Here is a 12,253-nt window from a genome sequence, read left to right as displayed (position 1 = left end):
TGAATAATTGCTCTTTTTGGATGAATGTTGTGATAACTCCCTTTTCAAACCTAACTGTCATTGTTCTTCAACTACATTACATAAGCTGAAACAAAAAAGCATATTTTTAAGAGCAATCTAACGTTGGTTAAAGACTTTTATAAAATGTTGATTAGTATTAGGTTAGCCGATCCGCAGTGTTAAGAATATCGCTTAGCACACCTGCCGCCGTAACTTTTTTACCGGCACCCGGACCTTGAATAACCAAGGGCGTTTGATTGTAAAATTCAGAATAAATCTGGATTAGGTTATCGGTTCCTTTAAGCTGCCCGAGCGGAGAACCCTGAGGAACCGATTCTATTCCAATCGTAATATTACCGTCTTTAAGTTTGCCCGTGTATCGGAGTGTCTCATTCTGTTTTTGGGCAGAACGAATGCGTTGGTTCCATTCGTTATCATAATCCGATAACTTTTCTAAAAAGGTATTCCCGTCAACATCTTTAAGCTCTTTTGGAATTAATGATTCTACCTGTAGGTCTTCTCGCTCTATGTTGATGCCAAGTGTTCGTGCCAGCGTCAGGAATTTGCGAGCTACATCTTCTCCGGAAAGATCATCACGCGGATCAGGTTCGGCGTACCCTTTTTCGCGGGCATCAATAACAGCTTTACTGAATGGGACCCTCTGTTCGAGCTGATTAAACAGGTAGGTCATCGTTCCAGAAACCACGCCTGATATTTCAGAAATGTGATCACCCGCGGATTGTAAATCATTAATAGTAGAAATGACCGGCAATCCTGCGCCAACGGTCGTTTCATATCTAAATGAGTTACGGTGTTTCTTGGTCAGATTTTTCAGCTTATCAAAATATGATTGCTCAAACGTATTGGCCAATTTGCTGGGGGTAACTACGTGGATCCCGTTGGCAAACAGCTTGGGGTACAGCCGTGCGACCTCTTCACTGCCGGTGGCATCCACAAAAATTAAATTTCGCGGGCGATTTTTTGTTATTTTGTTCAGTAGATTATCCCACTTTGTTTGTTCCGCATTATCCCAGTTAAGCTCTGCATCCAAGTCGATTCCATCTGTATTCCACAGCATTTTTCGGCTGTTGCAGGTACCAAGCAATCGAAATTGAAAATCAGAAGTTTCCAGTTCATTAAGTTGTTCCAAAAGTGTTTCCCCGACCGCCCCGGTGCCGGCTACAAAAAGGTCGATAGCAGGCTTTGTTTTTGAAATTGCATTGTTAATCAAATGCGCTGCCAGACGCGCTTCATCCTCGGGCAATAAAAAGGAGATGAATCGTTCATCGTAGTTTCGTTGGGTGTGCAACGGTTGAATTCCATTGTTATCCAGCAATGAAATGATCCGTCCGGATAGTTGTTCTCCCTCATTAAACTGATTGCTGAACTTTTTTAGTTTATACAGGTTATCATCAAGATTAAAGAGCGTATTTTGATTTGCCGACCACGCAGAAAGCTGTTCTTTTATTTCATCAAAAAATGATTGTTTTAATAAAAATCGAGCTGCTTCAAATTCAGTTTGCTGTGTAAACTCTATGGGCTTGGCATCAGGATGTCCAACGCTCCATTCGTTCAGTTTTACAAAAAGATCATAAGCGTGTGCTTGATCAATTTGTAGTCTTACAAACGGACCGGTTATAGTGATGGTTTTGAGAGAGCCATTGGTGTTAAAGTCTGATGTAATGAGTGTGCCGGGATGCTGGGGATTGTGGCTGTTTTTGACTAACACAGTAGTTTTTTTGTTTTGGATGGGTTGAATTGTTTTAGGATGAATGACGCGGGCGCCGTGAGATGAGAGTTCAGCAATATCGCCGAAGCTGAGCTGTTCGATGGATTCTGCATCCGGTACCCAGTTCGGGTCGGCCGTGAGTACACCGTTTACATCAGTCCAAATTTCGAGATGATCGGCATCAAGAGCATCAGCAATAAGTGCGGCCGAGTAGTCGGATCCTGACCGACCGAGTGTGGTAATTTGCTGCTGATCGTTGGAGCCAATAAAACCGGTAATCACAGGGACTGATTTTGACTGATGAAGAAATTTTTGAATCAGTTTGTGGGTGGCATCGCGTTGTACTCGTGCTTTACCAAAGGTGGAGTCGGTTTTAATAAAGTGAGATGCTTCGTATGCCACCGAATCAATATTAAATTGAGATAGAGCAGCGGCAAAGATAAGTGCCGAGGCACGCTCACCAATCGATAAGATGTGATCTTTCCAGGCGTTAAAATTATTACCCTTCAAATTTTTGTTTTCAAGAGTCATTCTCAATTCGGCGAAAAGATCCTGCAGATCACCCCGTTTAGGATCTCCCGGAGGTGCCAACTCGTCAAAGATACGTCGGTGTTGAGTTTCAAGCTCGTTTATAATCTGGTATGATGTGTGATTAATTTTATGATATTGATCAGCCAGTTCAATTAGCTTGTCAGTAACTCCGCCAATAGCCGATACCACTACAACAGGGCGTGCTTGCTGCATTCGCTCGCGTACAATTTTGACTGATTGACGGATTAGTGTTGAATTTTGTAATGAAGAACCGCCGAATTTGAGAGTATGTATTTTTCTGTATGACATTTGAATTTAAACCGCTTGTTCTGAAAGTTCTGATTGCAATGATTTTACAATGGAATTGAGTTGCCCGAACTCGATCAAAAAGGCATCGTGTCCGTGTGGAGAAGATATTTCCTCGTAACGTCCATTTGGCAATAGGTTGGCCAATTCCCGGCACTCTTCTGCGGGATAAAGCATGTCACTGTCGATGCCGACAACAGTAATTGGGATAGTTAATGCTGAAAGCGTTTCTTGGATTCGCGGGCGACTTCGCCTGATATCGTGAGAATCCATCGCTTCGGTGAGGCGAACGTAGGAGACCGCATCAAACCGATTGACAAGTTTTTGGCCCTGGTAATTGAGATACGACTCCACCTCGTATTGGGACTGCTCGTCTTGGACTCTGCGCCCGAACTTTTTATCAAAATCGGAGGGGTGCCGATAGCTATTCATGGCAATCATCCGCGCCAGCGCCAATCCATCCTTAGGAGGATTTTCTTCGGAATAAAATCCATCATTCCAGTTGGGATCATTATAAATAGCTTGCCGCTGGGTATGACTAATTCCAATTGCCCAGGGACTATGCTTTTCGCCCATCCCGATAAGAACGGCCGACTTGGGACGCTCATCCGTAATACACCATTCCAGCGCCTGCATGCCACCCATCGATCCGCCGATAACTAACTTAATGCCATTGATGTTGAGCTCGTCCAGAAGCTGTTGTTGGCTACGCACGATATCGCGAATGGTGACTTTTGGAAAATTAGCTCGGTATGGTTCTCCGGTTTCAGGATTGATAGACTTGGGCCCACTTGATCCATAGCAGCTGCCTAATACATTGGGACAAATAATGAAATGCTTCTTTGGATCGAGGGCATTATTTGGACCGAAAATTCCTTTAAACCATTTGTCGACGGACGTATTCCCGGTAAGAGCATGGCAGACCAGAATAACATTATCACGTTCGGGATTTAGCTTACCCCATGTTTGATATGCTATGGTCGGATCGGGAATAGTAGCTCCGTCCTCGGTAACAAAAGGTTTCTCAAAAGTATGTGATTGCTTGTTACTCATGATAAAAATGTCATCCTGATATTGTTTAATAACCCATCGGATGGCTGAATGTGCCATCCGATGGGTTATAGGTTAAGCTTGTTGCTTAATTTTACTGAATGCGATTTCGAAGTCTTCTTTGATATCATCGATATGCTCGATGCCTACCGAAACGCGAATCAAATCCGGTTCTACGCCACTGGATGCTTGCTCCTCCTCGCTGAGTTGCTGGTGCGTAGTAGATGCCGGATGAATAACCAGCGTTTTGGCATCACCAACATTGGCAAGGTGGCTGGCCACTTCCACATTTTCGATAAAGGTTCGGGCAGAATCGAATCCACCTTTCACGCCGAAGGTTAGTACAGCGCCAAATTTCCCTTCATTTAGATACTTTTTGGCTCGTTCGTGGTAAGGATGATCTTCAAGACCGGTGTAGTTTACCCAATCCACGACGTCTTGCTTACGGAGCCACTTGGCCAACGCAAGAGCATTTTCGCAGTGACGTTCGGTGCGTAGTGATAGAGTTTCGAGTCCTTGTAACAGCAAGAAGCTGTTAAATGGTGAGGGTGCAGACCCGAAATCGCGCAATGCTTCTACGCGTGCACGAATGGCAAAAGCGATGTTACCAAAGGGACCATCGGGACCAAACGTTTCCCAGAAATTAAGCCCGTGATAAGCCGGAGAAGGTTCCGTAAACACTGGGAAGTTTCCGTTGCCCCAGTTAAAGTTTCCAGCATCTACAATAACGCCGCCGATACTGGTGCCGTGACCGCCAATCCATTTGGTAGCGGATTCCACAACAATGTTAGCGCCGTAATCAATGGGACGAGCGATTGATCCTGCAGCGCCAAACGTATTGTCAACTATTAACGGGATGCCGTGTTTTTCAGCAACGGCAGATAGTCCTTCGAAATCGGGTACGTTTCCACGCGGATTTCCGATGGATTCGACGTAGATCGCCTTGGTATTTTCATCGATTTCAGCTTCATAGCTTTCAGGAGTATCATCCTCAACAAAGTTTACATCGATACCCAGGCGGGGCAGTGTAACTTTGAATTGATTATACGTTCCCCCGTACAGAAAGCTGGTGGAAACAATATTATCGCCAGCTTGGGCGATGGTAGCGATGGTCATAAATTGGGCCGATTGTCCCGATGCCGTGGCAACAGCTGCGGCGCCGCCTTCTAATGCAGCAATACGTTTTTCAAAGACATCGCTGGTGGGGTTCATGATCCGGGTGTAGATGTTGCCGAATTCTTTAAGTGCGAAGAGCGTAGCTGCGTGTTCGGTATCATCAAACTCATAGGAAGTTGTTTGATAAATGGGAACGGCGCGCGATCCCGTTGTGGGATCAGGCTCTTGTCCCGCATGGAGTTGCAGGGTTTCAAATTTTAAATTACGTTCTTCTTTTCCGTTAGTACTCATAGTATTGGGGTTTATAGATTAGTTGTTATTGGTTGATTCTTTTTTCGGTCGTATTAAAAACTGGTGGTCCACTTTGATGCAGCGGTTTTCATAAATCTCAATGCCCGTTCCTTTCACTTTTTCAATTTCTTCAGGCTGTTCGCCGGTTCCCAGCTGCAGCCATATTGCTCTCGGTTTTGGTTCCAATTCCACAGCCTGATCAACTGCTTTATGTATGTGATCGGGCGGCAGAAATACATCCACTACATCAATGGGATGGGGGATACTTTTAAGATCCGGATAAGATTTTTCGCCGAGAATGTTATCCGCATTGGGATTTACGGGTACAATGTTATATCCGGCATTTTGGAGATAGCGGGCTACGAACTGGCTGTCTTTATGAAAGCTGCGCGACAGTCCCACAATAGCAATAGTCGAAATAGTATCGAGCGTTTTCTCGGCGCGATCGGTTTCGGCACTGAGCGCTTCCGTCGCCCGCATCTTTTTGTCGTACCAGTTGTTAAATGTTGACTTCATAATGTTGTTAGTTGATAATATTCTCCGGAGTCTTTTATCCGTGGATTTTTAAAATTTCATGCAAATAAAAAAGCCTCTTCTGAGATCTTACGCCGGTCGGGTAAAGATCTCAGAAGAGGCTTAGAAAACTCGCAATGAGTTTGCCTGTTCTCTCATCTTTCCCCGGATAACCGGAGCAGGAAGTGGCACCTTTTCCCCGCACTGTTATGTGCGGGACGGTTGCCAAAGCGTCTTCGGGCCTGATCCCTCAGCTTTTCTGGATAAGAGTGCTCACTAAATCAAAAGAACAATCGTATAGAAACTAAAAAAGCCCTTCGGGATCGACCGAAGGGCTTTGAGTCTGTTTTACAAGGTAAAACGAATCAGTCCTCCGGTTGTAGGTGCGGCATACACATGCACATACAACAGAGGCGACAAATATGTTTTTTAATTCGTTTCATGTCTTGGTTTTTGAATTTCAAATCAAACATAAGTGATTGTTTTAAATCAAACAAGTATTAAATAGTTGATATTTAATTACCATTTATGAATGTATACCAAGCTATTCACCAATATTAAATTTCATTTCAAAATGGACGCCATTCTCGGAACGCAATGTATGTTCAGCATCCAATTGGTTGCTGAGAGTTTCAATAAGCTTGAGTCCCAGCGAACTTGTATTTTGTATATCCAGATTATCGGGCAGACCTTTTCCATTATCACTGACTGTAACATGAATCTGATTGTCTTTTTCGGAGCAGGATATTGAAATGATACCGCCATCTTCATCAAAAGCGTGTTTATTGGCATTGGTGATCAGCTCGTTTAAAATTAATCCCAATGGTACTGCTTGACTGGTACTGAGCGATATGGGGGCAAGATTTAAATCGAATGAGATGTTTGAGTTCCCGCCCAAATTCTCCATTGATTTGCTAAGTTGATCTACAAGATCGTGGATGTAGCTTTCCAGCTTAATGCTTGCTAAACCATCTGTTTGATAAAGCTTTTCATGAATGGAAGCGATAGATTGCACGCGATTCATGCTTTCAGATAGTACATCGGTAACTTCCTGGGAGTCAGTCTTCATTATTTGTAATTCCAGCAGGCCGGTAATCGTGGCCAAATTATTTTTAATGCGATGATGTGTTTCCTTAATCAGTGTTTCTCGTTCTTCAATCATCTCCTTCATTTTTTGTTCCCGCTCCCAATCTTCGGTAAGGTCGCGTTGTACGGACACATAATGCGTTATGTCTCCCTCTTCGTTATAAATGGGATCGATACTCCAGCGGACACGATAGGGGGTACCATCTTTTTTATAATTGAAAGTTTCTCCTTCGAAGCGTTGGTTTGTATTAAGTTTTTGAATGAGATCTTCAATGACTTCGGGATCCGTTTTAGGACCTTGTAAAAAAGACAGAGATTTGCCCACAACTTCGTCTCTTGAATATTGGGTGATGCGTTCGAATGCCTTGTTTACAAAAATAACTTGCTCATTGCCGATTTTGTCCGGCGCATCTGTTACCACAACCATCTCGCTTGTTGTTTCGATGGCTTTAAGTAAAATACTCGAAATTTTTTTACCGGAGTCTCTCCCATCTGAAATATTCTTTTGGAGTTTATCTATGGTGTGTTTTGTCATTGTACTCCCATTTTTTATTTGTTGCCTTTGGCATCAACTATTCAACATGATTTACTGAATCTTTGTTTACATAATAATCAACATGTAATGAAAAATCTGACAAATCAGATAATTCCAGGTTAGAACGTTTCCATCGTTCAGATGTTGGATAGATCATGGAGTATCCATCATCGTCAAGTTTTACTTCGAGGGGCATATCAAAATGATCGACATCGGCTTTCCAACGGTAAAACAGAACATCATTATTGATGTAATATTGGAAAGTTGGAATGTCGGCATAGTGCATGTATTGATCAAAAACGTCATCCAGATCTTCTCCCGATTGTTCGATGATGTAGCGTTCGATCTGGTCGGCGGTTACAATTTGATGATGAAACTCCTTTTGTATGCCGCGGAGGATATTTTTCCAGGTCGAGTCATTATCTACGATTTGACGAATCATGTGCAGCATATTGTGACCTTTGTAATACATATCGCCAGAACCTTCGTTATTTAATCCATATTGCCCGGTAACAGGACTTTTATTCTCAATGCGATCCCGTAATCCCCGGCTGTATTCGGCGGCTGCTTCTTTTCCAAATTGGCACTCAACATAGATGGATTCCGAATAGCTGGTAAATCCTTCGTGGACCCACATATCGGCTACATCATTGGTGGTGATGTTATTGCCCCACCACTCGTGACCCGCTTCGTGGATGATGATGAAATCCCATTTTAAACCCCAGCCCGTTCCGGAAAGGTCCGTTCCTTTGTACCCGTTTTGATATTCATTGCCATAGGCCACTGCACTCTGGTGTTCCATTCCCAGATGTGGTGTTTCGACCAGTTTAAAGCTGTCCTCATAAAAGGGATAGGGGCCAAACCAATCCTCAAAACACTGCATCATCGGTTTAACTTGCTGAAATTGTTCTTTTGCTTTTTCCAGGTTGTGTTCCAGCACCCAGTAACTTAGATCGAGGGTGCCATTTTTTCCTTCGTAGGTATCCTTAAAATTAACATAGTTGCCGGCATTCACGGCTATGTTATAGTTGTTTATGGGATTAGATACGAACCAGCTCCAGGTGGTCATGCCGTTATCGTGCCGGGTGGTATCGCGCAGGCGTCCGTTGGATACATTTTTGATTTCACTGGGCACGGTAATATTGATACTCATACTATCGGGTTCAGCGGATTGATGATCCTTGTTAGGCCACCAGACACTGGCGCCCAAGCCTTGGTTGGCCGTTGCAATCCAATGGTTGCCGAGTGAGTCTTGTTCCCAGACAAATCCGCCGTCCCACGGGGCGTTTTCGGCTACTTTTGGCTTACCCTGATAATAAACCGAGATGGTATAAAGCGAATCTTTTTTGAGGTCATTGGGCATATCCACCATGTAGGCGTAACTGTTTTTGGCCCGGTTATAATCAAGTGCTTGGCCATTTTGTGTTATCTGATCGATGGTAAGCGGATCTTGTAGGTCAATCTGCATTTGTCTTGGCTCGTTGGTAACGCGATAGGTGATATTGTTATACCCGGTAATGGAGGAGTCCTCCGGCTGGACGGTAACATTTAAATTGTAATAGACCACATCCCACCAGTCGCGTTCGGCGGTAATTGAGCCGCGAAGAGAATCTTTTTTAGTAGTAAGTACGCCGGAATCCTGAGCTGTTGTGAGAATTGGAAATAGCAATGTTAACGAAAGAAGTAAGCTCAGCACATTGTAGAGATTCTGTTTTCGTAAATAAAAACCGTTGAGTAGATTATTTAATATATTCATCAGGACTTATTCTTGTTATGGGGAATAATAGAGAATCTTTTGAGCCGAATACAATTTATCATGTTTATAATCACGGGAATGCCGAAGATCTCATCTTCAGAGAAGATACAAATTACGCATTCTTTTTAAAGAGATATCAAAAGTATATTCCGCCTATTGCAGATACCTTTGCGTATTGCCTGATGCCGAATCATTTTCATTTTATGGTGAGGATAAAGAGTCGGGAAGAGTTGATGGGATTTGCTAAAAAGAAGTATCCATCGAAATCCAATAAAACATGGATTTGTAGATAACGTTACTGACTGGCCATACAGTTCGTATCATAGCTTTCTATCTGAACAGCCAACTAACTTAAACCGAGAAGAGGTACTCAGTTGGTTTGGCGGGAGAGAAAATTTTATTGAGGCTCATAAACATGATAGAGATTGATAGAAATCCGCAAAGTTTTTAAACTTTGCGGATTTCTTTGGTGGTATCAATACCCATAATGCCGTACGCGGCTCGGATCTTCACGCCACTTTTCGCGCACTTTTACATGAAGATCCAGGTACACTTTTTTACCCACAAAATCTTCGATAACCTCCCGGGCATTCTTCCCCAGTTGTTTAATCGCCTTTCCGCCCTTTCCAATAAGTATTCCTTTTTGCGAATCGCGATTTACGATAATATCGGCACTGATGTAGTCCAGATCGTCGCGTTCATCATACTGGACGATATCAATGGTGGAGGAGTACGGAATTTCCTGGTGGTAAAGTAGAAACAATTGCTCGCGAACCATCTCGGCTACAAAAAATCGCACCGGCTGTTCGCTCAGCATATCCTTGGGATAGAAGGGCGGACCCGGTTTAATATTATCCTTAATATTATCCATCAGGTTTTGCAGCCCGTTCCCGTTAAGAGCCGAGACAAAGAAGGTGTCATCAAAATCGAACTCATCTTTAAGTTTGCGGGCCACTCCTTCAGCTTCCTGATCAGTAACTTTATCAATCTTGTTAATGATCAGGAATATTTGCTTGCCCTTCATGGAGGAAAACATTTTGTAAATGCGTCCCGGTATATTGTGATCCTTCACGTCCACAATAAGCAGCAGGATATCCGCATCCCTCCGGGCCCGGTCCACTGTTTTCATCATCGCCTTCTGGAGTTCGTACTTGGGATCAATAACCCCGGGCGTATCCAGGAAGATAATCTGAAGATCTTCTTCGGAATGAATTCCAATAATCTGATGGCGGGTGGTCTGCGGTTTGTGGGTAGTGATCGAGATCTTGTTACCAAGCAGACGGTTCATTAACGTAGATTTACCGGCGTTGGGTTTGCCTAAAATGGCAACATATCCCGAACGATGATCTTTAGTATTTTCCATAGAGGTAATAAATATTGGGAGCTTTCAGCTCCGAAAATTAATACAATTAATTAGTAGCAGTATTCATAATGAGTAAGAATTTTTTCACCGTTTCATCAAGACCATCAAATAAGGCAGATGAAACCAAGGCATGACCAATACTGATATCATTGAGGTGAGGCACGGTTTCAACAAGGGGGATTAGGTTATCAATATTTAATCCATGGCCGGCATTAACCTTCATGCCCAGGTTATGGGCCAGCTCAGCCCCTTCTTTTAGTCGCTTTAATTCGTGGTTACGGTCGGCCTCGGTGGTTGCATTCGCGTAGGTACCGGTGTGAAGTTCGATCGCATCGCTACCCAGCTTGGCGGCCAGCTCAATATCTTTTTCATTGGGATCCACAAATAAGCTTGTGGTAATATCAGTATCCGCATAAGCAGGGAATACCCGATCGCGAAAATCCTCAAAAACTTTTTCCATATCGAGTCCGCCCTCGGTGGTAAGCTCTTCTCGGCTCTCGGGGACAAGGGTCACCAGTTTGGGATTTACATCTTTGCTGATAGTCAGCATTTCTTCGGTAGCAGCCATTTCAAAATCGAGATCGCCTTTGACGGTTTCTTTTAATCGATACACATCCTCGGTTTTAATATGACGCCGATCTTTGCGTAAATGAAAGACGATACCCGAAGCCCCGGCCTGCTCGCAAATTTTAGCTGCTTCAACAGGATCGGGATACCCTTCGCCGCGTGCATTGCGGAGGGTGGCAACATGATCAATATTTACCAGAAGTTGCATCGTAATAAAACACTTAATTTAGGGTTGTCTTTAAACCCTTAAATATAGATCATTTAAGGGAGATTGTAAGTTCAAAATTTAGAAACGGCAGGGAATGGATCTACGGAAGGTTTTAGTCATATTTATGATCGGAGGATTTGCTGTGAGCTGTGGAGTGGTCCCGCGATCCTCACAGCCTCCTGCTATTACTACAGGAGATACAAATCCTGCTCGAACAGGAGAGAGGAATCCTTCTTCATCTGCTGAGGATGATACGGCATCATCTGATCAGGAATCGTCGGCACCGAATGCAGCTATGGCTGTATCATCATTAAATGAGGCCAAAGCATCACTAATACAAGCTTACCGTGATTGGAAGGGGACGCCGTATGTGTTGGGAGGGGCCTCCCAGGAAGGGGTAGATTGTTCTCGCTTTGTAAATATTGTTTTTGATGACTATTTCGGTATCGACCTGCCGACTAATACCCGCGAACAGCTCAATGTGGGAAATGGTATACGTCGGGCTGCGGTGCGAACCGGTGATCTGGTATTTTTCAGAACCGGTCGTAAGACCCTGCATGTAGGTATTGCCGTTAATAGCGGTGAGTTTTTACATGCCTCAACCTCGAACGGCGTAATGATAAGTAAACTCGGGAAAAGCTATTGGCGCAATCGCTTTTTGGCAGCCCGACGCGTATTGTAAATGGCGTGGTAAATTAAGCAACAGCCGTATCAACGCCGCCCTTCGGATTTTCCCCATATTGGTTTGTTCCGGGTTGACTGTCTTGCACATAGAAAACGATAAGAACAATAACTCCAATAATTGGTACCAAGCCGATAAGTATCCACCAGCCGCTGCGGTTGGTATCATGTAACCTTCTTACAGATACGGCAAGGCTGGGAATAAAAAGTGCCAATCCATATAATCCTAATATACCCGATATTGCTAATCCGAGGCCAGATTCAGGGTTCATTCCGCCAACCATAACCATCAGGGTCTGCAAAGCCATTACAATCAGGAAATGAATTAACGAAAACATCCAAAATTCCTTTCGGCGGGCACGCCCCTCAAAGTCGGCATACTGTTTTAATACTTTGATGTACCATTTCATAAACTCTCCTCTTTTTATTTTAGTTATGTGTTATTTACATCCCGATACAATTATTTAGCAAGAATGTAAATAAAGACAAAAAGTGCAAATTAAGGGGGTGCAAACGAAGAT

At 43.6% G+C, this 12,253-nt stretch carries 11 protein-coding genes and 1 riboswitch; of the genes, 2 read left to right on the top strand and 9 right to left on the bottom strand.

The window, feature by feature from the left end:
• Nucleotides 1–157: 157 nt before the first annotated feature.
• From ACQ4LT_RS06560 to ACQ4LT_RS06535, 6 genes are all read right to left on the bottom strand, one after another.
• A complete protein-coding gene (locus tag ACQ4LT_RS06560) occupies nucleotides 158–2,569 on the bottom strand; it encodes an aspartate kinase (RefSeq protein WP_445665233.1) in 2,412 nt (803 codons plus the stop codon).
• Nucleotides 2,570–2,575: 6 nt separating this feature from the next.
• A complete protein-coding gene (gene metX, locus ACQ4LT_RS06555) occupies nucleotides 2,576–3,676 on the bottom strand; it encodes a homoserine O-acetyltransferase MetX (protein ID WP_445665232.1) in 1,101 nt (366 codons plus the stop codon).
• Between the two features lie 15 nt (nucleotides 3,677–3,691).
• A complete protein-coding gene (locus ACQ4LT_RS06550; RefSeq protein WP_445665231.1) occupies nucleotides 3,692–5,023 on the bottom strand; it encodes an O-acetylhomoserine aminocarboxypropyltransferase/cysteine synthase family protein in 1,332 nt (443 codons plus the stop codon).
• Nucleotides 5,024–5,041: 18 nt separating this feature from the next.
• Nucleotides 5,042–5,539, bottom strand: coding sequence for a CoA-binding protein (locus ACQ4LT_RS06545; RefSeq protein ID WP_445665230.1), 498 nt, complete (start codon nucleotides 5,537–5,539; stop codon nucleotides 5,042–5,044).
• 149 nt (nucleotides 5,540–5,688) lie between these two features.
• Nucleotides 5,689–5,806: riboswitch (SAM riboswitch) on the bottom strand.
• Nucleotides 5,807–6,080: 274 nt separating this feature from the next.
• Nucleotides 6,081–7,157 (bottom strand): sensor histidine kinase, encoded by a 1,077-nt coding sequence (locus ACQ4LT_RS06540; protein ID WP_445665229.1) that lies wholly within the window; start codon nucleotides 7,155–7,157, stop codon nucleotides 6,081–6,083.
• A gap of 37 nt (nucleotides 7,158–7,194) precedes the next feature.
• Nucleotides 7,195–8,913, bottom strand: a complete 1,719-nt coding sequence (locus ACQ4LT_RS06535; protein WP_445665228.1) for a M1 family metallopeptidase — start codon at nucleotides 8,911–8,913, stop codon at nucleotides 7,195–7,197.
• A gap of 17 nt (nucleotides 8,914–8,930) precedes the next feature.
• On the opposite strand from ACQ4LT_RS06535, the gene ACQ4LT_RS06530 reads away from it, so the two are divergent.
• A complete protein-coding gene (locus ACQ4LT_RS06530) occupies nucleotides 8,931–9,206 on the top strand; it encodes a hypothetical protein (protein ID WP_445665227.1) in 276 nt (91 codons plus the stop codon).
• Between the two features lie 182 nt (nucleotides 9,207–9,388).
• Here ACQ4LT_RS06530 and era read toward each other — a convergent pair whose 3' ends face one another.
• The gene (gene era, locus ACQ4LT_RS06525) at nucleotides 9,389–10,276 is read right to left on the bottom strand and encodes a GTPase Era (protein WP_445665226.1); all 888 of its coding nucleotides are present in this window, start codon (nucleotides 10,274–10,276) and stop codon (nucleotides 9,389–9,391) included.
• Nucleotides 10,277–10,322: 46 nt separating this feature from the next.
• Nucleotides 10,323–11,051: a pyridoxine 5'-phosphate synthase gene (locus ACQ4LT_RS06520; RefSeq protein WP_445665225.1), complete on the bottom strand. Its 729-nt coding sequence runs from the start codon at nucleotides 11,049–11,051 to the stop codon at nucleotides 10,323–10,325.
• A 124-nt stretch (nucleotides 11,052–11,175) separates the two neighbouring features.
• On the opposite strand from ACQ4LT_RS06520, the gene ACQ4LT_RS06515 reads away from it, so the two are divergent.
• Nucleotides 11,176–11,733, top strand: a complete 558-nt coding sequence (locus ACQ4LT_RS06515; protein ID WP_445665224.1) for an NlpC/P60 family protein — start codon at nucleotides 11,176–11,178, stop codon at nucleotides 11,731–11,733.
• 13 nt (nucleotides 11,734–11,746) lie between these two features.
• Here the strand turns inward: ACQ4LT_RS06515 and ACQ4LT_RS06510 are convergent, their stop codons facing one another.
• The gene (locus tag ACQ4LT_RS06510) at nucleotides 11,747–12,142 is read right to left on the bottom strand and encodes a DUF805 domain-containing protein (RefSeq protein ID WP_445665223.1); all 396 of its coding nucleotides are present in this window, start codon (nucleotides 12,140–12,142) and stop codon (nucleotides 11,747–11,749) included.
• Between the last annotated feature and the right edge of the window lie 111 nt (nucleotides 12,143–12,253).

Source organism: Fodinibius sp. AD559 (assembly GCF_052712805.1).
The sequence above is the reverse complement of the archived record's forward strand: the minus strand, read 5'-3'. Positions and strand labels throughout refer to the sequence as shown.